The 18,736-nt window shown below is 61.7% G+C and carries 19 protein-coding genes; 16 read left to right on the top strand and 3 right to left on the bottom strand.

Annotated features, from left to right (window positions below):
- Positions 1-26: 26 nt before the first annotated feature.
- Positions 27-434 carry a PA2817 family protein gene (locus tag ACZ0AZ_RS01405; RefSeq protein WP_129997397.1) on the bottom strand — a complete coding sequence of 136 codons (408 nt, stop codon included), beginning with the start codon at positions 432-434 and terminating at the stop codon, positions 27-29.
- A gap of 73 nt (positions 435-507) precedes the next feature.
- Positions 508-2,955 carry an acyl-CoA dehydrogenase gene (locus ACZ0AZ_RS01400; protein WP_463570995.1) on the bottom strand — a complete coding sequence of 816 codons (2,448 nt, stop codon included), beginning with the start codon at positions 2,953-2,955 and terminating at the stop codon, positions 508-510.
- Between the two features lie 247 nt (positions 2,956-3,202).
- Here ACZ0AZ_RS01400 and ACZ0AZ_RS01395 point away from each other — a divergent pair, with 247 nt between their 5' ends.
- From ACZ0AZ_RS01395 to ACZ0AZ_RS01380, 4 genes are all read left to right on the top strand, one after another.
- Positions 3,203-3,862, top strand: a complete 660-nt coding sequence (locus tag ACZ0AZ_RS01395) for a transglutaminase-like domain-containing protein (RefSeq protein WP_463538586.1) — start codon at positions 3,203-3,205, stop codon at positions 3,860-3,862.
- Between the two features lie 43 nt (positions 3,863-3,905).
- Complete coding sequence (locus ACZ0AZ_RS01390) at positions 3,906-4,529, top strand: glutathione S-transferase family protein (protein ID WP_039760206.1); 624 nt, start codon at positions 3,906-3,908, stop codon at positions 4,527-4,529.
- Positions 4,530-4,662: 133 nt separating this feature from the next.
- The gene (locus ACZ0AZ_RS01385; protein ID WP_039760204.1) at positions 4,663-5,595 is read left to right on the top strand and encodes an ABC transporter ATP-binding protein; all 933 of its coding nucleotides are present in this window, start codon (positions 4,663-4,665) and stop codon (positions 5,593-5,595) included.
- A complete protein-coding gene (locus ACZ0AZ_RS01380) occupies positions 5,592-6,371 on the top strand; it encodes an ABC transporter permease (protein WP_039760202.1) in 780 nt (259 codons plus the stop codon). The genes ACZ0AZ_RS01385 and ACZ0AZ_RS01380 overlap by 4 nt, the downstream gene beginning before the upstream one ends.
- Positions 6,372-6,466: 95 nt before the next feature.
- Here ACZ0AZ_RS01380 and ACZ0AZ_RS01375 read toward each other — a convergent pair whose 3' ends face one another.
- Positions 6,467-6,985, bottom strand: coding sequence for a DUF2062 domain-containing protein (locus ACZ0AZ_RS01375; protein WP_039760200.1), 519 nt, complete (start codon positions 6,983-6,985; stop codon positions 6,467-6,469).
- A gap of 136 nt (positions 6,986-7,121) precedes the next feature.
- On the opposite strand from ACZ0AZ_RS01375, the gene ACZ0AZ_RS01370 reads away from it, so the two are divergent.
- From ACZ0AZ_RS01370 to ACZ0AZ_RS01315, 12 genes are all read left to right on the top strand, one after another.
- Positions 7,122-9,356 carry a DNA internalization-related competence protein ComEC/Rec2 gene (locus ACZ0AZ_RS01370; protein ID WP_463538585.1) on the top strand — a complete coding sequence of 745 codons (2,235 nt, stop codon included), beginning with the start codon at positions 7,122-7,124 and terminating at the stop codon, positions 9,354-9,356.
- Between the two features lie 101 nt (positions 9,357-9,457).
- Complete coding sequence (locus tag ACZ0AZ_RS01365; RefSeq protein WP_016771007.1) at positions 9,458-10,093, top strand: MotA/TolQ/ExbB proton channel family protein; 636 nt, start codon at positions 9,458-9,460, stop codon at positions 10,091-10,093.
- On the top strand, positions 10,090-10,518 hold the full coding sequence (locus ACZ0AZ_RS01360) for an ExbD/TolR family protein (protein ID WP_039760196.1): 429 nt from the start codon (positions 10,090-10,092) through the stop codon (positions 10,516-10,518). The genes ACZ0AZ_RS01365 and ACZ0AZ_RS01360 overlap by 4 nt, the downstream gene beginning before the upstream one ends.
- Positions 10,518-11,528: a tetraacyldisaccharide 4'-kinase gene (gene lpxK / locus ACZ0AZ_RS01355; protein WP_129997394.1), complete on the top strand. Its 1,011-nt coding sequence runs from the start codon at positions 10,518-10,520 to the stop codon at positions 11,526-11,528. The genes ACZ0AZ_RS01360 and lpxK overlap by 1 nt, the downstream gene beginning before the upstream one ends.
- Positions 11,529-11,551: 23 nt before the next feature.
- Positions 11,552-11,737 (top strand): Trm112 family protein, encoded by a 186-nt coding sequence (locus tag ACZ0AZ_RS01350; protein ID WP_003179363.1) that lies wholly within the window; start codon positions 11,552-11,554, stop codon positions 11,735-11,737.
- Positions 11,734-12,498: a 3-deoxy-manno-octulosonate cytidylyltransferase gene (gene kdsB / locus ACZ0AZ_RS01345; RefSeq protein WP_463538584.1), complete on the top strand. Its 765-nt coding sequence runs from the start codon at positions 11,734-11,736 to the stop codon at positions 12,496-12,498. The genes ACZ0AZ_RS01350 and kdsB overlap by 4 nt, the downstream gene beginning before the upstream one ends.
- Complete coding sequence (locus ACZ0AZ_RS01340; protein WP_129997392.1) at positions 12,498-12,962, top strand: low molecular weight protein-tyrosine-phosphatase; 465 nt, start codon at positions 12,498-12,500, stop codon at positions 12,960-12,962. Before kdsB ends, ACZ0AZ_RS01340 begins: the two co-directional genes overlap by 1 nt.
- Positions 12,959-13,978: a UDP-N-acetylmuramate dehydrogenase gene (gene murB, locus ACZ0AZ_RS01335; RefSeq protein ID WP_463538583.1), complete on the top strand. Its 1,020-nt coding sequence runs from the start codon at positions 12,959-12,961 to the stop codon at positions 13,976-13,978. Before ACZ0AZ_RS01340 ends, murB begins: the two co-directional genes overlap by 4 nt.
- Positions 13,979-14,277: 299 nt before the next feature.
- Positions 14,278-14,748: a (2Fe-2S)-binding protein gene (locus tag ACZ0AZ_RS01330; protein WP_463538582.1), complete on the top strand. Its 471-nt coding sequence runs from the start codon at positions 14,278-14,280 to the stop codon at positions 14,746-14,748.
- Positions 14,745-17,063 (top strand): xanthine dehydrogenase family protein molybdopterin-binding subunit, encoded by a 2,319-nt coding sequence (locus tag ACZ0AZ_RS01325; protein ID WP_129997390.1) that lies wholly within the window; start codon positions 14,745-14,747, stop codon positions 17,061-17,063. The genes ACZ0AZ_RS01330 and ACZ0AZ_RS01325 overlap by 4 nt, the downstream gene beginning before the upstream one ends.
- A complete protein-coding gene (locus ACZ0AZ_RS01320; protein ID WP_039760182.1) occupies positions 17,063-18,043 on the top strand; it encodes an XdhC family protein in 981 nt (326 codons plus the stop codon). The genes ACZ0AZ_RS01325 and ACZ0AZ_RS01320 overlap by 1 nt, the downstream gene beginning before the upstream one ends.
- Entirely contained in the window at positions 18,040-18,636 is a 597-nt protein-coding gene (locus ACZ0AZ_RS01315; protein WP_129997389.1) for a nucleotidyltransferase family protein, read from the top strand. Before ACZ0AZ_RS01320 ends, ACZ0AZ_RS01315 begins: the two co-directional genes overlap by 4 nt.
- Positions 18,637-18,736: the final 100 nt, after the last annotated feature.

The following is an 18,736-nucleotide window of genomic DNA, read 5'->3' as shown; positions in this document are numbered from 1 at the left end:
CGGGCCTTTTGATTACCTGTCGAATATCAGTGCTTGCTGTCCTGCGCGGACATGGCCAGCAGTTGTTTTTCCTGGTTCCAGTCAAACGGTTCGTCGTTCTGTTCGGCTTCGTAGCGGCGTTCTTCGAGGGCCTGGTAGAGGTCGATTTCTTCGTCGGAAAGGTAGTGCAGGCAGTCGCCGGCGAAGAACCACAGCAGGTCGCGCGGGATCAGGTGGGCGATTTGTGGGTAGCGGCTGATGACTTGGGTGAGGATGTCCTGGCCCAGGTATTGGCTTTCGATAGGATCGATCGGCAGGGAGGCCAGCAGTTCGTCGAAGCGCTCGAGGAACAGGGCATGGCTTTCTTCGGGCACTTGTTCGGCGTCACCTACGGCGACCAGGATACTGCGCAGGTGGTCGAGCAACACGAGATGATCGGCAACGACGTTGGACACGAGATAAGTCCTCAAGAGCAAAACGGGCGCGGGAGTATAAAGCCCTCGCGCCATTTTTTCACATAAACCGGGATCAGCGGACTTTGCCCGCTGCCTGGGTCAGTTCCTCTTTGTCGAAATCATCGACGTCGATTACTTTGCGGCGGGCCGCTTCGGCGTCGCGCAGGTTTTGCGCTTCGACGGCTTGCAGTACGCCGGCTTCCAGCGCGGCATCGACGGCGTGTTCGCCGGCGGCCGGTTTCACCTGGCCGCTCTTCAGTGCGGTATGCAGTTTTTTGTGCAGTGGTTGCGCGGCGTTGAGCAGGTCGCTGGCGTGTTGCAGCGCGCCCACGGCATCGTCCGCCGATTGCGGGCGGTAGCAGCCGGCGAGCAGTTCTTCCAGTGCCGGATCGCCCTTGGCGCGACCGATGACCGCAGCGACTTCGGCGCCGAGTTTGTCCGATGGGCCTTTGTGACGGCGCCCGAACGGGAAGACGATGACCCGCAGCAGGCAGCCGAAGACCTTGTTCGGGAAGTTGCTCAGCAGTTCATCCAGCGCACGCTCCGACTGGCCGAGGCTTTCTTCCATGGCCCAGCGGAACAGCGGTTCCATGTACGCCGGCGAATCCAGGTCGTGATAACGCTTGAGCGCGGCGGAGGCCAGATACAGGTTGCTCAGTACATCGCCGAGGCGTGCCGACAGGCGTTCGCGGCGCTTCAGTTCGCCGCCCAGGAGCATCATGCTGAAGTCGGCGAGCATGGCGAATGCGGCGGCCTGACGGTTCAGCGCGCGGAAGTAGCCCTGACTGATCCTGTCGCCCGGCGCATGTTCGAAGTGACCCAGGCCGAGGTTCAGCACCAGTGTGCTGGCGGCATTGCTGACGGCGAAGCCGATGTGCTTGAGCAGCAGACCGTCGAATTCCTTGAGCGCCTGATCCTTGTCCTCGCGACCGGCCAGGGCCATTTCCTTGAGCACGAATGGATGGCAGCGGATCGCGCCCTGACCGAAGATCATCAGGTTGCGCGACAGGATGTTCGCGCCTTCGACGGTGATGAAGATCGGCGCGCCGTTCCAGCTGCGGCCGAGGTAGTTGTTCGGCCCCATGATGATGGCTTTGCCGCCGTGCACATCCATGGCGTGGCTGATGCATTCGCGGCCGCGTTCGGTGAGGTGATATTTGAGGATCGCAGAGAGCACCGATGGTTTTTCCCCCAGATCCACCGCATTGGCGGTGAGCATCCGTGCGGCGTCCATCATCCACGCGTTGCCGCCAATACGCGCCATGGCTTCCTGAATGCCTTCGAAAGCCGAGAGCGGTACGTTGAATTGTTCACGAATTTGCGCGTACTGGCCTGTGACCAGACTGGTGAACTTGGCCGCGCCAGTGCCCACTGCTGGCAGAGAGATCGAACGCCCGACCGACAGGCAGTTCATCAGCATCATCCAGCCCTTGCCGAGCATTTCCTGACCACCGATGAGGTAGTCCAGCGGAATGAACACGTCCTTGCCGGAGTTCGGCCCGTTCATGAACGCGGCGCCCAGTGGCAGGTGACGACGACCGATTTCCACACCTGCGGTATCGGTGGGGATCAGCGCCAGACTGATGCCGAGGTCTTCCTCTTCTCCGAGCAGGTGGTCCGGGTCGTAAGCCTTGAATGCCAGGCCAAGCAGAGTCGCGACCGGGCCGAGGGTGATGTAGCGTTTCTCCCAGTTCAGGCGCAGGCCGATCACTTCTTCACCCTCCCACTGGCCTTTGCAGATGATCCCGGTGTCGGGCATCGCGCCGGCGTCGGAACCGGCCAGCGGGCCGGTGAGGGCGAAGCATGGAATATCGTCGCCACGGGCCAGGCGCGGCAGGTAGTGATTGCGTTGTTCGTCGGTGCCGTAATGCAGCAGCAGCTCAGCCGGGCCGAGGGAATTGGGCACCATCACGGTCGAGGCGAGGTCACCGCTGCGCGTCGCCAGTTTCATTGCCACTTGGGAGTGAGCGTAGGCGGAGAAGCCTTTGCCGCCGTATTCCTTGGGAATGATCAGGGCGAAAAAGCCGTGTTCCTTGATGTGCGTCCAGGCTTCCGGTGGCAGGTCCATTGACTGGCCGATCTGCCAGTCGCTGACCATTGCGCAGAGTTCTTCGGTCGGGCCGTCGATGAAGGCCTGTTCCTCTTCGCTCAGTTGCACTTTTGGATAGGACAGCAATTTGTCCCAGTCCGGACGGCCGCTGAACAGCTCGCCGTCCCACCACACGGTGCCGGCGTCGATCGCGTCGCGTTCGGTCTGCGACATCGGTGGCAGGGTTTTCTGGAACCAGTTGAACAGCGGCGCGGTGAAGTGCTTGCGGCGCAGGTCAGGCAGCAACAACGGCGCGGCGACCACCGCCAGCAATACCCAAAAGACAAAGAGCAGCCAGCCCGGCGCGTGACTGAAAATCCCCATGGCAACCAGATAGGCCGCAACGATGCCCAACGCGGGCAGCGGGGCGATGCGTCGATGGGCGAGATACGCCACGCCGACGATCAAAACCAGTATCCACAACAACAGCATATTCAGTCCTCCGTGAACCAAAGCAAATCGACCCTCCAGAGCTTAGACGGCATCTGCAAACAAGGGTGGTCAGAGCATGGTGATTGAAATCGTGGGAAACCCCGGATGGTTTTCGTAGGTTCGGTGGGCAACACGTGTGGGAAATCGTTCGTTGCTGCGCAGCTTTGCTTTCAGGTTTGGCCGAAACGTCGTTATCTCTGTGCTCAAGCTGTCGCTAGACTCGTGGCTTACCCAGGAGATTGCCGTCATGCACGAGTATCTGAGCCCCGGCCGCTTCATCGATAGTGACCACCCGGCGGTGGTGGAGTTCGCCGAGCGGCATCGCAGTGCCAGTAATGATCCGCGCGAGCAGGCGATCAGTCTTTATTACGCTGTGCGCGAGGCGGTGCGCTACAACCCGTACACCTTCAGCCGTGATCCGCAAACCCTGTGCGGCAGTTACGCACTGGCGACGGGGGAGAGCTACTGCGTGCCGAAAGCCACCCTGCTCGCTGGTTGTGCGCGGCATTGCGGGATCCCGGCGCGCATCGGTCTGACCGACGTACGCAATCACCTGTCTACCCCACGTCTGCTTGAGTTGCTGAAAAGCGATGTGTTCGCCATGCATGGCTACACCGAGTTGTTTCTCGACGGCCGCTGGGTCAAGGCTACACCGGCGTTCAACCAGCAACTGTGCGAGTTGTTCAACGTCGCAGCGCTGGAGTTCGATGGCATCAATGACAGCGTTTTCCATCCGTTCAACCGTGACGGCGCGCAGCTGATGGAGTATCTGCTCGATCACGGCCAGTTCACCGATGTGCCGGAAGCCTTCTTCTTCGAGCACCTGCAAAAGTGCTATCCGCATCTGTTCGGTGAGCAGTTGCCGGTGCTGCTGGGCGATATGCAGAGCGATTTGAGTCGCACCTGATCCGGCGTATGCTGGCCGTCCACTCACTTGCAAAGAGGCGGTCATGCTGAAGATCTGGGGACGGAAAAATTCATCGAACGTCAGAAAGCCCTTGTGGGCTGCCGAAGAGCTGGGCCTGGCGTACGAGGCCATCGATGCCGGCGGCGCGTTCGGTGTGGTCGACACGCCCGAGTACCGCGCGATGAACCCCAATGGCCGGGTGCCGGTGATCGAGGATGACGGTTTCGTGCTGTGGGAATCCAACGCGATCGTTCGCTATCTGCTGGCCAAACACGCCCCGGACAGCGCTTGGTACCCGGCGGATGCGCAAGCCCGCGCCATGGCGGACAAGTGGATGGACTGGACCACTTCCAGTTTCGCCGGGCCGTTTCGCACGGTGTTCTGGGGTGTGCTGCGCACGCCTGCCGAGAAGCAGGACTGGAAGGCGATCAACGCCGCGATCAAGGAATGCGATGAATTGCTGAACATGGCCGATCATGCCTTGATCAGCCAGCCTTATCTCTCCGGCAATGATATCGGCATGGGCGACATCCCGCTGGGCAGCTTCATTTATGCCTGGTTCGAAATGCCCATCGAGCGCGCTCCGCAACCGCATCTGCAAGCCTGGTATGAACGTTTGAAGCAGCGTGCGGCCTATCAGAAGGCGGTCATGACCGCGTTGACTTGATAATTACTATCGACACACTTGACTGTACTTGTGCGGCGGCGGCAAGCACCATTGCGAACGTGCGCCGCGGTTGTTTCCCTCGCCGTCCGCCCTTATCTATTCCTTTCCTTCCTTCTTGGTGCGTAAATCCGATATGAGTTCCGCTCTGTCCATCCGGCAGCTAACCAAAACCTACGGCAACGGGTTCCAGGCCTTGAGTGGTATCGATCTGGACGTCGCCGAAGGTGACTTTTTCGCCTTGCTTGGCCCTAACGGTGCCGGCAAATCCACCACCATTGGCATCCTCTCGACCCTGGTCAACAAGACCAGCGGCACCGTGAATATTTTCGGCCACGACCTGGACAAGAACCCGGCGGCGCTCAAGCGCTCGATCGGCGTGGTGCCGCAGGAATTCAACTTCAACCAGTTCGAAAAGACCTTCGACATCGTCGTGACCCAGGCCGGTTACTACGGCATTCCGGCGAAAGTCGCCAAGGAACGCGCCGAGCAGTACCTGACCCAGCTCGGACTGTGGGACAAGCGCGATGTGCCTTCGCGTTCGCTGTCCGGGGGCATGAAACGGCGTTTGATGATTGCCCGTGCGCTGGTGCACGAACCGCGTCTGCTGATCCTCGATGAGCCGACTGCGGGCGTCGATATCGAGCTGCGCCGTTCGATGTGGACCTTTCTCACCGAGCTGAACCAGAAAGGCATCACCATAATCCTGACCACGCATTACCTGGAAGAGGCCGAGCAGCTGTGCCGCAATATCGGCATCATCGACCACGGCACCATCGTCGAAAACACCAGCATGAAACAGTTGCTGGGCCAGTTGCACGTGGAAACCTTTTTGCTCGACCTGAAACACGACTTGCACGCGCCGCCGCAATTGCTCGGCTACCCGGCCCGCTTGCTCGACGGCCATACCCTGGAAGTCCAGGTCGATAAATCCATGGGCATCACGGCGTTGTTCACCCAGTTGGCGCAGCAGAACATCGAAGTGCTGAGCCTGCGTAACAAAACCAATCGCCTCGAGGAGTTGTTCGTGTCCCTGGTGGAGAAAAATCTGTCGAAGGTGGCGGTATGAGTTCCGAGTTCGGTCCTAACCTCGTCGCCCTGCAAACCATCGTCTACCGCGAGGTCAAACGCTTCATGCGGATCTGGCCGCAGACGCTTCTGCCGCCAGCAATCACCATGGTTCTGTACTTCGTGATCTTCGGCAACCTGATCGGCCGGCAGATCGGCGACATGGGTGGCTTCACTTACATGGAGTACATCGTGCCGGGGCTGATCATGATGTCGGTGATCACCAACTCCTACGGCAACGTGGTCTCGAGCTTCTTCGGCAGCAAGTTCCAGCGCTCGATCGAGGAGTTGATGGTCTCGCCGGTGTCACCGCACACGATCCTGATCGGCTTCACCATTGGTGGTGTATTGCGCGGTCTGGCGGTGGGTCTGATCGTGACGATTCTGTCGCTGTTCTTCACCGATTTGCAGGTGCATCACCTCGGCGTGACCATCCTGGTGGTGGTGCTGACCGCGACAATCTTCTCGCTGCTGGGCTTCATCAACGCGGTGTTTGCGCGCAACTTCGATGATATTTCGATCATTCCGACGTTTGTGCTGACCCCGCTGACTTACCTGGGTGGCGTGTTCTATTCGATCACATTGCTGCCACCGTTCTGGCAGACCGTGTCGCTGGCCAACCCGGTGCTGCACATGGTCAACGCCTTCCGCTACGGCATCCTGGGTGTCTCGGATATCCGCATCGGCATCGCCATTACCTTCATGCTGGTGGCGACTGTGGTGCTGTATCTCGGCTGTGCGCGGTTGCTGGTAAGCGGGCGCGGGATGCGTACCTGATCCCGACCGCTTCGCTTTCTTCGCGAGCCTGCTCGCGAATGGGCCAGCCCAGTCACAACAAAAAACGGCCTCCCATCGCGAAGGCCGTTTTGCATTCATTTCTGCCGACTTTGCTTGCGCCGCCGCCATTGCCGCGCCACCCACCAGCGCCAGTACAGCATCACCAGAAAGTAGGCGAGGACGCCCAGCACCAGACCGACGACCACCGAGCCGAGCAAAAACGGCTGCCACAATGTCGACAATTCGCCGCTGATCCATTCCCAGGTCAGCTCGTCCGGCAGATGCCGCGCCGGCACATCCATCAGGAACGCCCCGGCCTGGTAGGTGCAGAAAAACACCGCCGGCATGGTGATCGGATTGGTCAGCCAGACCAGACTCACCGCGATCGGCATATTGCCGCGCACCATCACCGCCAATGCCGCCGCCACCAGCATCTGTGCCGGGATCGGCAGGAATGCCGCAAACAAACCGACCGCCATCGCCCGGGCGACCGAGTGGCGATTGAGGTGCCAGAGGTTCGGGTCATGCAGCAACGTGCCGAGAAAGCGTAAGGATTTGTGTTCCCTGATGCTCGTCGGGTCGGGCATGTAGCGTTTGAATAAGCGCCGGGGCATAAGGCTTCTCGGTCGGTTAAGGCGGCAAGTATGTCTGGATTCTACGAACCGCCCATTCAGACTTTGTGACAATTGTTGACGACGGTGGTGCCGCAGACCCGCTATGCCTAAGGAGGGAACTCTCAAGGACGGGCATATGCGCACAGGGATGATGCCGCTGGCAGTCGGTCTGCTGGCCCCGGTTTTTTTGCCGGCCTTGCCGCCGGTCGGCTTGCTGGTAGTGCTGCCAGTGGTGGCGCTGATGCTGCTGCCGTTTCGCAGCTATCCATTGGCATGTTTGCTGTTTGGCTTTACCTGGGCCTGCGCTTGCGCGCAGTGGGCGCTGAATGACCGCTTGCCACCAAGTCTGGACGGCGAAACCCGTTGGCTCGAAGGGCGTGTGGTCGGCTTGCCGCAGCACGGCGACGGTGTGGTGCGTTTCGAGCTGGCCGATGCGCACTCACGGCACGAGAAACTTCCATCGCTGCTGCGCCTGGCCTGGTATGCCGGGCCGCCGGTCAATAGTGGTGAGCGTTGGCGCCTGGCCGTGAACTTGAAGCGCCCGGGTGGCTTGCTCAATCCGGACGCCTTCGATTACGACGCGTGGCTGCTGGCACAGCGCATCGGTGCAACCGGGACGATCAAGGATGGCCAGCGTCTGGCTGAGGCCCGGCATGCCTGGCGCGACGGTGTTCGGCAGCGCCTGCTGGCCGTGGATGCACAAGGGCGAGAGGGGGCGCTGGCGGCGCTGGTGCTTGGCGACGGTTCAGGCCTCAGTCGCGAGGATTGGCAGGTGCTGCAAGATACCGGCACCGTGCATTTGCTGGTGATCTCCGGCCAGCACATCGGTTTGCTGGCGGCGGTGATGTATGTGCTGGTCGCCGGGCTGGCGCGTTTCGGAATCTGGCCGTTGCGCTGGCCATGGTTGCCGTGGGCGTGTGGCCTGGCCTTCGCGGCGGCGCTGGGTTACGGCTTGCTCGCCGGTTTCGATGTGCCGGTGCAGCGCGCCTGCGTGATGGTGGCGCTGGTGCTGCTGTGGCGCCTGCGTTTTCGCCATCTCGGGGCGTGGTGGCCGTTGCTGCTGGCATTCAATGGCGTGCTGCTGCTTGATCCGCTGGCCAGCTTGCGTCCCGGCTTCTGGCTGTCCTTCGCGGCGGTGGCAGTGTTGATCTTCACTTTCGGCGGGCGGCTGGGCGCTTGGCGGTGGTGGCAGACCTGGACCCGCGCGCAGTGGCTGATCGCGATCGGCTTGTGTCCGGTGTTGCTGGCGCTGAGCTTGCCGATCAGCGTCAGCGGGCCTGTAGCCAATCTGCTGGCGGTACCGTGGGTCAGCCTCGTGGTGTTGCCGCCGGCGTTGCTCGGCACGCTATTGCTGCCCGTGCCTTATGTTGGCGAAGGGCTGCTGTGGCTGGCCGGTGGTTTGATCGACTGGCTGTTTATCGGGCTGGCGCTGATTGCCGGGCAATGGCCGGCGTGGATACCCGCCGCCATTCCATGGTGGGCGTTGGTCCTGGGCAGCCTTGGCGCGTTGTTATTGCTGTTGCCCCGTGGCGTGCCGTTGCGCCCGTTTGGCTGGCCGCTGCTGTTGCTCCTGGTGTTGCCGCCCCGAGAGCGGATGGAAGAAGGCCGAGCCGATGTCTGGCAACTCGATGTTGGCCAGGGCCTGGCCATCCTCATCCGCACCCGCCATCACGCGCTTCTCTATGACGCCGGCCCGCGTTTCGGCGAGTTCGATCTCGGTGAACGAGTGGTGTTGCCTGCGTTACGCAAACTCAATGTGCAAGCGCTCGACCTGATGCTGCTCAGCCACGCCGACGCCGATCACGCTGGCGGCGCCAGGGCGGTTATGCGTGGATTGAATGTGCACCGTGTCGTCAGTGGCGATGCGCCAAACCTGCCGCCGGAGCTGAACGCCGAAGCCTGCGCCAGTGGCGAACAATGGCAGTGGGATGGCGTGCAGTTTCAGCTCTGGCAGTGGTCGGCGGCCGATGACAGCAACCAGCGCTCCTGTGTCTTGCAGATCGAGGCCAACGGCGAACGCCTGCTGCTCACTGGCGATATCGACACTCATGCCGAGCGCGTCCTGCTCGACAGCCCACTGGCCGTGCCGACGCAGTGGCTGCAATCGCCACATCACGGCAGCCGCAGTTCATCGTCGATGGCCCTGCTCAAAACCTTGCAGCCCGAAGCGGTGCTGATCTCCCGCGGCCACGGCAACTCCTTCGGTCATCCGCATCCAACCGTGCTGGCGCGCTACCGCAGGCAAGGCCTGCGCATCTACGACAGCGCCGAGCAAGGTGCCATTCATTTGCAACTGGGCAGCTTCAAGCCGCCGTGGACGATGCGTCAACAGCGGCGGTTCTGGCGCGATCCGCCGGTGGCTGGCCGTTGATCGGTGCCAGCATGGGTGCCACCTCACGGTCGTCGGGGCGGCGGGTCTTAATCGCGAATCGGTATGGTAAAGTGGCGCACTTTTTCGAGGGGACTGTCACTGTGTGGGAATTGGTCAAATCCGGCGGCTGGATGATGTTGCCGATCATTCTGAGTTCCATCGCGGCCATGGCGATCGTCGCCGAGCGCCTGTGGACACTGCGCGCCAGTCGCGTCACCCCCGAGCATCTGCTGGGTCAGGTCTGGGTCTGGATCAAGGACAAGCAGCTCAACAAGGAAAAACTCAAGGAACTGCGCGCCAACTCGCCGCTGGGGGAAATCCTCGCCGCAGGCCTGGCCAATTCCAAGCATGGTCGCGAGATCATGAAAGAGTGCATCGAAGAGGCCGCCGCGCGGGTCATTCATGAACTCGAACGCTACATCAACGCCCTCGGCACCATCGCCGCCATGGCGCCGCTGCTCGGCCTGCTCGGCACAGTGCTGGGCATGATCGACATTTTCAGTGCCTTCACCGGGTCCGGCATGACTACCAATGCTTCGGTACTGGCCGGCGGTATTTCCAAAGCGCTGATCACTACCGCAGCGGGCCTGATGGTCGGGATTCCAGCTGTGTTTTTCCACCGCTTCCTGCAACGCCGCATCGACGAGCTGGTGGTCGGCATGGAGCAGGAAGCAATCAAACTGGTGGAAGTGGTGCAGGGCGACCGTGATGTCGATCTGGCCGAGGGCAAAGCGTGAAATTCCGTCGCAAGCCCCGGGAAACCGTAGACATCAACCTCGCGTCGCTGATCGACGTGGTGTTTATCCTGCTGCTGTTTTTCGTGGTCACTACCACCTTCACCCGCGAAACCCAGTTGCGCGTGGATCTGCCGGAAGCGGTGAGCGGTTCGCCTGCCGAAGATCAGCAGGTCAAACAGCTGGACGTCGCGATCAGTGCCGAAGGCGTGTTCTCGGTGAACAACAAGATTCTGCCGAAGAATGACCTGCCGACGCTGATGGAAGCCATGCAGAAAGAATCCAATGGCGACACCAGCATGCCGTTGTCGATCAGTGCCGACGGCAAGGCCCAGCATCAATCGGTGATCACCGCCATGGACGCGGCCGGCAAGCTCGGTTTCAGCCATCTGCGCATGACCACGGTCGAGGCGGCGCCGAAATCCTGATGAGCCTGTCTGATCGCCTGCTCGCCGCGTGGTATCAGGGGCATCCGGCCCTGACGCTGCTGCGGCCGCTGGAAATGCTGTATCGCCGCGTGGTGATCAACAAGCGTCAGCGCTTTCTCGACGGTGACGGAGAGATCTACCAATCGCCCGTGCCGCTGATCGTGGTCGGCAATATCACCGTTGGCGGTACCGGCAAGACGCCGATGATTCTCTGGCTGATCGAACATTGCCGACGCCGTGGACTGCGCGTTGGAGTTGTCAGTCGCGGTTACGGCGCCAAGCCGCCGCAATTGCCATGGCGGGTTGAGGCCGAGCACAGCGCCGAGATTGCCGGTGACGAGCCGTTGCTGATCGTCCAGCGCACCGGCGTGCCGCTGATGATCGATCCCGATCGAAGCGCCGCCGTCAAAGCCTTGATTGCCAGTGAGCCACTGGACCTGATTCTGTCTGACGACGGCATGCAGCATTATCGTCTGGCGCGGGATCTGGAACTGGTGCTGATCGATGCGGCCCGGGGGCTGGGCAACCAGCGCTGTCTGCCGGCCGGGCCGTTGCGGGAGCCGGTCGAGCGCTTGCAAAGCGTCGATGGCGTGCTGTTCAACGGCGCCCTTGATGATCGCGACGATGGTTTCGCCTTTCGCCTGCAACCTACGGCGCTGGTCAATTTGCGCAGCGGCGAACGTCAGTCGCTCGAGCATTTTCCGCCCGGGCAAGCGCTGCATGCGGTGGCCGGCATCGGCAATCCGCAACGTTTCTTCAATACCCTTGAAGCGCTAGACTGGCGCCCGGTTCCGCATGCTTTTGCCGACCACGCCGAGTACAGCCTGCAGGCGTTGAATTTCACCCCGTCATTGCCGTTGGTGATGACCGAAAAGGACGCGGTGAAGTGCCGTGCCTTTGCCGCTGCCGATTGGTGGTATCTGGCGGTCGATGCCGTGCCGTCGCCAGCCTTTGTGGCCTGGTTCGATACTCAGCTGATGCGCCTGTTGCCGGATCGTCTGCTGCCTTAACTCTTTTATTTCTGGGAATGTTCATGGACACCAAACTGCTCGACATCCTCGCTTGCCCCGTGTGCAAAGGCCCGCTGAAGCTCAGCGCCGACAAGACCGAACTGATCAGCAAGGGCGCGGGCCTGGCCTATCCGATCCGCGACGGCATCCCGGTGATGCTGGAAAGCGAAGCGCGCACCCTGACCACCGACGAGCGTCTGGATAAATGACCACAGCCTTCACTGTTGTCATCCCGTCGCGATTCGCCTCGACCCGTCTGCCGGGCAAGCCGTTGCTGGATATTGCCGGCAAGCCGATGATCCAGCATGTCTGGGAACAGGCGAGCAAAAGCAGCGCGACCCGCGTCGTTGTTGCAACTGACGATGTGCGCATCGTCGAGGCGTGCAAAAGCTTTGGCGCCGAAGTGGTGCTGACCCGGGAAGATCACAACTCCGGCACCGATCGTCTGGCCGAGGTCGCAGCGAAACTCGGTCTTGCGCCTGATGCGATCGTGGTCAACGTCCAGGGTGATGAGCCGCTGATTCCGCCGAGTGTGATCGATCAGGTCGCCGCTAACCTTGCCGCTCACACCGAAGCGCGTATGGCCACGCTGGCTGAGCCGATCGAAGACGTGGAAACTCTGTTCAACCCCAACGTGGTCAAGGTCGCCAGCGACATCAACGGCCTCGCGCTGACCTTCAGCCGCGCGACCTTGCCGTGGGCTCGCGATGCGTTTGCCAAGAGCCGTGAGCAACTGCCGCAAGGCGTGCCCTATCGCCGTCACATCGGCATCTATGCCTATCGCGCCGGGTTCCTTCAGGATTTCGTCAACTGGGGCCCATGCTGGCTGGAAAACACCGAATCCCTCGAACAACTGCGTGCCTTGTGGCATGGCGTGCGCATCCATGTTGCCGACGCGCTGATCGCGCCGCCGACCGGTGTCGACACCGTTGAAGACCTTGAGCGGGTTCGTCGCCTGCTGGGGGCCTGATGCGCGTTCTGTTTGTGTGTCTGGGCAACATCTGCCGTTCGCCCACCGCTGAAGGCGTGTTGCGTCACAAGTTGCGTGAAGCGGGGCTGGCGGATGTGGTCGAAGTGGCCTCCGCGGGCACCGGTGACTGGCACGTCGGCAACCCTCCGGACAAGCGCAGCCAGGCGGCGGCGAAACTGCGCGGTTATGACTTGTCGACGCAACGCGCGCAGCAGGTCAGCCGAGCCGATTTCGCCAGCTACGACCTGATTCTCGCCATGGACAACAGCAATCTGCGCAACCTCAAGGCCTTGCAGCCGTCCACCGGCAGGGCCGAGCTGGATCTGTTTTTGCGTCGTTATGCCGGGCTGGTCGATGAAGTGCCGGACCCGTATTACGACGGCGATCAGGGTTTCGAGCAGGTGCTCGATCTGATCGAAACGGCCTGCGACCAATTGCTGATCGAAGTGAAGGGCCGTTTATGAGTTTGCAGGTGCAACCGCAAGTATCTTTGCAGGCCTTCAATACGTTTGGCGTCGATGTGCGCGCGCAGCTGTTTGCCGAAGCCCACAGTGATGACGATGTCCGCGAAGCGCTGGCCTATGCCGCGTCCCATGACGTGCCGTTGCTGGTGATCGGCGGCGGCAGCAACTTGCTGCTCACGGCGGATATTCCGGCGCTGGTGTTGCGCATGGCTACACGCGGCATCCGCGTGCTCAGCGACGATGGCAGTCGCGTGGTGGTCGAGGCGCAAGCGGGCGAACCGTGGCACCCGTTCGTGCAGCAAACGCTGGCCCAGGGTTTTGCCGGGCTGGAAAATCTCAGCCTGATTCCCGGCACCGTCGGCGCCGCGCCGATACAGAACATCGGTGCCTATGGTGTCGAGATCAAGGACGTGTTTGCCGGCCTGACTGCGCTGGATCGCGAGAGCGGCGAGTTGCGGGATTTCAGCCTGGAGCAATGCAACTTCGGCTACCGCGACAGCCTGTTCAAGCAACAGCCGGGACGTTGGCTGATCCTGCGGGTGCGCTTCACGCTTGATCGCGCAGCGCACCTGCATCTGGAATACGGCCCGGTGCGTCAACGCCTGAGCGAGCTGGGCATCGAACAGCCGACGCCCAGCGACGTCAGCCGCGCCATCTGCAGCATCCGCAGCGACAAACTGCCGGACCCGGCGGTGCTCGGCAATGCCGGCAGCTTCTTCAAAAACCCGCTGGTGTCCGCCGCTGTGGTCACGCAGATCAAAGCGCAGCACCCGGATCTGGTGGCTTACCCGCAAGCGGACGGGCAGATGAAACTGGCCGCTGGCTGGCTGATCGAACGCGCAGGCTGGAAAGGTTTTCGCGACGGCGATGCCGGCGTGCACAAGTTGCAGGCATTGGTGCTGGTCAACTACGGCACGGCGACCGGCCTGCAACTGCTCGACCTGGCGCAGCGTATCCAGAAAGACATCGCCGAACGGTTTCATGTCGAACTGGAAATGGAGCCCAATCGGTATTGAGGCAGCTGCAAGCTTCAAGCTTCAAGCGGCAAGCTACACTGCGTCATGAGCGCCAAGCCGCTTCTACTTGCAGCTTGTAGCTAGAAGCTTGCCGCTAAAAAGCCCTGTTTAAGCAGGGCTTTTTTGTTAATGCTGGGTTAACTTAGCCAGCTAACGATACCAATCATTTGCTCCACCCAAGGCGCGGTTGCGAGCTGCAAGCTGCAAGCGAATCAGACACGCCTTCACTTGTAGCTTGCAGCTCGAAGCTTGCCGCTAAGATGTTACCCATAACCACTAAAAAATATGCGGGCGTGCCCATGATTACCCTGAAACTCAACGGTCAAGACCACTCTCTCGATGTCACTGAAGACATGCCGCTGTTGTGGGCGATTCGTGACGTCGCCGGATACAACGGCACCAAATTCGGTTGCGGCATGGGCCTGTGCGGCGCCTGCACCATCCATATCGACGGCTTGCCGGCACGCAGTTGCATCACCCCGATTGGCTCGGTGATCGGCCGGAACGTCACCACCATCGACAATCTCCATGCCGACCCGGTCGGCAAGGTCGTGCAGCAAGCCTGGCTCGACAGCGCTGTGGCTCAATGCGGTTATTGCCAGGGCGGGCAGATCATGTCGGCCACCGCTCTGCTGAAAACCAACCCGAACCCGAGCGACGAGCAGATCGAAGAAGCCATGGTCGGCAACATCTGCCGCTGCGGCACCTACAACCGGATCAAAACCGCGATCCGCCAGGCCTCCACCCACCTGAAGGAGGTGAAGGCATGAGCCGCGTCCCGAATGATTTCGCCCTGAGCAACCTCAGCCGCCGTGGGTTTCTCAAAGGCGTCGGCGCCACCAGCGCGCTGGTCCTCGCCGCGAGCTGGGGCTGGCAGGATGCGCTGGCCGATGACGCGAAGAAGTTTGGCGCCGATGGCATGCCCAATGGCTGGATCGACGATCCCAAGGTCTACGTGAGCATTGCTGCCGATGGCAGCGTCACCGTGGTGTGCAACCGTTCGGAAATGGGCCAGGGGGTGCGCACCAGCCTGAGCATGGTGGTTGCCGATGAACTTGAGGCCGATTGGGCTCAGGTCAAAGTGCAGCAGGCGCCGGGTGACGAAGTGCGCTTCGGCAACCAGGACACCGATGGTTCGCGCAGCATGCGTCACTGGTACGAGCCGATGCGTCGTTGCGGCGCCGCGGCGCGAACCATGCTCGAACAGGCCGCTGCTGCGCAGTGGAAAGTGCCGGTTGGCGAATGCCATGCGCAATTGCACAAAGTCATTCACAAACCGTCCGGCCGCGAACTGGGCTACGGCGAACTCGCCGCTGCCGCCAGTGCGCTGGCAGTACCGGCACGTGACAGCCTGCGACTCAAGCAGCCGTCGGAATTTCGCTACATCGGTAAGGAAGGCACCAAGGCCATCGACGGTGCCGATATCGTCAATGGCCGCGCAGTGTACGGCGCTGACGTGCATTTCGACGGCATGCTCTACGCCACCATCGCTCGTCCGGCGGTGTATGGCGGCAAGGTGAAAAGCCTCGATGACAGCGCCGCACTGAAAGTCCCCGGCGTGCTAAAAGTCATGCAGATTGAAGGCCGACCGTTGCCGTCGGAGTTTCAGCCGCTGGGCGGCGTCGCGGTTGTGGCCAGCAACACCTGGGCGGCGATCAAGGGTCGCGAGGCGCTGAAGATCGAGTGGGATGACGGCCCGAATGCCAGTTATGACTCGATTGCCTATCGCAAGGGACTCGAAGCCGCGTCGCTGAAGGCCGGCAAAGTGGTGCGCAACACCGGTGATATCGACAAGGCCTTGAGCGGCGCCGCCAGCACGCTCGAAGCCTCGTATTACCTGCCGCACCTGGCGCAGGCACCGATGGAACCAATGGTCGCCATCGCGCGATTCAAGGACGGCGTCTGCGAAGCCTGGGCGCCGAGTCAGGCACCGCAGGTCACCCGCGAGCGCATCGCCGAACGCCTGGGCGTGCCGTTCGAAAAGGTCACCTTCAACGTAACGTTGCTGGGCGGTGGTTTCGGGCGCAAGTCGAAACCGGACTTCGTCGTTGAAGCGGCAATTCTCGCCAAGGAGTTCCCGGGCAAGGCTGTACGGGTGCAGTGGACCCGCGAAGACGACATCCACAATTCGTATTTCCACACGGTGTCGGCGGAATATCTGAAAGCGGGTATCGACAAGAACGGCCTGCCGTCCGGGTGGCTGCATCGCACCGTGGCGCCAAGCATCACTGCGTTGTTTGCGCCGGACATGAACCACGAGGCCGCGTTCGAGCTGGGCATGGGCTTTACCAACATGGCCTACGCAATTCCCAACGTGCGCCTGGAAAACCCCGAAGCCAAGGTACACACGCGGGTCGGCTGGTATCGCTCAGTGTCGAACATTCCCCACGGCTTCGCGATTCAGAGCTTCGTCGACGAACTGGCGCACAAGGCCGGTGAAGATCCGCTCAAGTACCAGATCAAATTGCTCGGCCCGGATCGGCAGATCGATCCACGCACCTTGAGCGAGGAGTGGAACTACGGGGAATCGCCCGAGCGTTATCCGATCGACACCGGACGCATGCGCACGGTGCTGGAAACTGCCGCCAAGGCTGCCGGTTGGGGGCGCAAACTGCCCAAGGGCCGTGGCCTCGGTCTGGCGGTGCATTACAGCTTCGTCACCTATGTGGCGGCAGTGATCGAAGTCGAGGTCAAGGACGACGGTTCGCTGATCGTGCACAAGGCCGACATCGCCGTGGACTGTGGGCCGCAGATCAACCCTGAGCGCATCCGTTCGCAGTTCGAAGGCGCGTGCGTCATGGGCCTGGGCAACGCTGTACTCGGCGAAATCAGCTTCAAGGACGGCAAGGTCCAGCAGGACAACTTCCATATGTACGAGGTCGCGCGCATGTCGCTGGCGCCCAAGGAAGTCGCGGTGCATCTGGTCACGCCGCCGGGTGACGTGCCATTGGGTGGCGTTGGTGAGCCGGGCGTGCCGCCGATTGCCCCGGCGCTGTGCAATGCGATCTTCGCCGCCACCGGCAAGCGCATCCGTAATCTGCCGGTGCGGTATCAGTTGCAAGGCTGGCAGAAGGCGCAAGCGTAATGGATAGCGTCGATCTCAACGTCCTGCGCAGCGTCCTCGAGTGGCGCCGCGCAGGGCAGCGGGTGGTGCTGTTCAGCGTGGTGCAGACCTGGGGCACCGCGCCGCGCTCGCCCGGCGCCATGCTCGCCTTGCGCGAGGACGGCGTGGTGATCGGCTCGGTGTCGGGCGGCTGTGTCGAAGATGACTTGATCGCGCGGCTGCACGACGGTCGCATCGCCACCGATGGTCTGCCGGTGCAGATGATTACTTACGGCGTGACCCGCGAGGAGGCCGCGCGTTTCGGCCTGCCTTGCGGCGGCACCCTGCGCCTGACCGAAGAGCGCGTCGGTGACCCAGCGTGGGTGGCCGAGTTGCTGCAGCGTTGCGAAAACCATGAAATCGTTGCCCGTGAACTGAACATCGAAACCGGCGAGGTGCGGCTGGCTGCGGCGAGCAAGTCCGATTCGCTGGTGTTCGACGGCAAGACTCTGCGGGCGATTTACGGCCCGCGCTGGCGCTTGTTGCTGATCGGTGCCGGGCAGTTGTCGCGCTACGTCGCCGACATGGCGCGGCTGCTGGATTTTGAAGTGCTGATCTGCGATCCGCGCACCGAGTTCGTTTACGGCTGGGAAGAGCAGCACGGCCGTTTCGTTCCCGGCATGCCGGACGAGGCGGTGTTGAACATCCAGACCGACGAGCGCACGGCGATCGTCGCCCTGACTCACGATCCGCGCCTGGATGACATGGCTTTGCTCACTGCGCTCGACTCGCCGGCGTTCTACGTCGGCGCGCTCGGTTCGCGGGTCAACAGCCTGAAGCGCAGGGAAAACCTCGCTCAGCTAGGCTTGTCGCAAGTGTCGATTGATCGCTTGCATGGGCCGATCGGCTTGCACATCGGCAGTCATTCGCCGGCAGAGATCGCCTTGTCCTTGCTGGCGGAAATTGTCGCGATCAAGAACGGTGTGGAGCTGAAACAGAAAAAACCGCTGGAGGGTGCATGAGCCAATCCATCGCAGTGATTGTGCTGGCGGCGGGCGAGGGCAATCGCTTTCGCCAGATTGCCGGCCCCGATAAAGACAAGTTGCTCGCTGACTGCACCGGGCGCGACGGCGCCGTGCGCTCGGTCGTCGAGCAGGTGCTGGTGAACCTGCCGGCCAGTCTCGACAAGCGCGTGTTGGTCACCACTGAAGCGCGACCGCAGGCGATGCGCATGGCCCAGGCTTACGGCTGCGACGTGGTGTCGATCGAATCGACCGGCATGGGCGACAGCATTGCCGCCGGTGTTGCCGCTTGCCCAGACGCTGATGGCTGGTTGATTGTGCTCGGCGATATGCCGTTTATCCTGCCATCGAGTATCGAACGAGTGGTCGCGGCGATGGCTGATGACGCGGTGAGCGTGCCGGTGCTGGATGGCAAGTTTGGTCATCCGGTGGGGTTTGGTCGTTCGTTTGGCGCGCAATTGCAGGCGCTGACCGGTGATCGTGGTGCACGGCCGTTGTTTGCGCAGGGTAGGGTGGTGGAAGTGGCGGTGGATGATCCTGGCGTGTTGTGGGATATCGATGTGCCTGAATCTCTGGTATTTCCTCGGCCCTGAGCCGCGTTGAGATCCCTTGTGGGAGCGAGCCTGCTCGCGAATGCGCTGGTTCAGTTACATGAATATTGTCTGACCCAGCGCTTTCGCGAGCAGGCTCGCT

The sequence above is a fragment of the Pseudomonas sp. AC239 genome (assembly GCF_979258545.1).
The sequence above is the reverse complement of the archived record's forward strand: the minus strand, read 5'-3'. Positions and strand labels throughout refer to the sequence as shown.

Bases quoted from the DNA above. Each gene is read 5' to 3' on its own strand.
- ACZ0AZ_RS01325 (WP_129997390.1), top strand. From the start codon at position 14,745: ATGAGCCGCGTCCCGAATGATTTCGCCCTGAGCAACCTCAGCCGCCGT.
- murB (WP_463538583.1), top strand. From the start codon at position 12,959: ATGAGTTTGCAGGTGCAACCGCAAGTATCTTTGCAGGCCTTCAATACG.
- lpxK (WP_129997394.1), top strand. From the start codon at position 10,518: ATGAGCCTGTCTGATCGCCTGCTCGCCGCGTGGTATCAGGGGCATCCG.
- ACZ0AZ_RS01370 (WP_463538585.1), top strand. From the start codon at position 7,122: ATGCGCACAGGGATGATGCCGCTGGCAGTCGGTCTGCTGGCCCCGGTT.
- kdsB (WP_463538584.1), top strand. From the start codon at position 11,734: ATGACCACAGCCTTCACTGTTGTCATCCCGTCGCGATTCGCCTCGACC.
- ACZ0AZ_RS01400 (WP_463570995.1), bottom strand. From the start codon at position 2,955: ATGCTGTTGTTGTGGATACTGGTTTTGATCGTCGGCGTGGCGTATCTC.
- ACZ0AZ_RS01385 (WP_039760204.1), top strand. From the start codon at position 4,663: ATGAGTTCCGCTCTGTCCATCCGGCAGCTAACCAAAACCTACGGCAAC.
- ACZ0AZ_RS01315 (WP_129997389.1), top strand. From the start codon at position 18,040: ATGAGCCAATCCATCGCAGTGATTGTGCTGGCGGCGGGCGAGGGCAAT.
- ACZ0AZ_RS01395 (WP_463538586.1), top strand. From the start codon at position 3,203: ATGCACGAGTATCTGAGCCCCGGCCGCTTCATCGATAGTGACCACCCG.
- ACZ0AZ_RS01380 (WP_039760202.1), top strand. From the start codon at position 5,592: ATGAGTTCCGAGTTCGGTCCTAACCTCGTCGCCCTGCAAACCATCGTC.
- ACZ0AZ_RS01390 (WP_039760206.1), top strand. From the start codon at position 3,906: ATGCTGAAGATCTGGGGACGGAAAAATTCATCGAACGTCAGAAAGCCC.
- ACZ0AZ_RS01340 (WP_129997392.1), top strand. From the start codon at position 12,498: ATGCGCGTTCTGTTTGTGTGTCTGGGCAACATCTGCCGTTCGCCCACC.
- ACZ0AZ_RS01375 (WP_039760200.1), bottom strand. From the start codon at position 6,985: ATGCCCCGGCGCTTATTCAAACGCTACATGCCCGACCCGACGAGCATC.
- ACZ0AZ_RS01350 (WP_003179363.1), top strand. From the start codon at position 11,552: ATGGACACCAAACTGCTCGACATCCTCGCTTGCCCCGTGTGCAAAGGC.
- ACZ0AZ_RS01320 (WP_039760182.1), top strand. From the start codon at position 17,063: ATGGATAGCGTCGATCTCAACGTCCTGCGCAGCGTCCTCGAGTGGCGC.
- ACZ0AZ_RS01330 (WP_463538582.1), top strand. From the start codon at position 14,278: ATGATTACCCTGAAACTCAACGGTCAAGACCACTCTCTCGATGTCACT.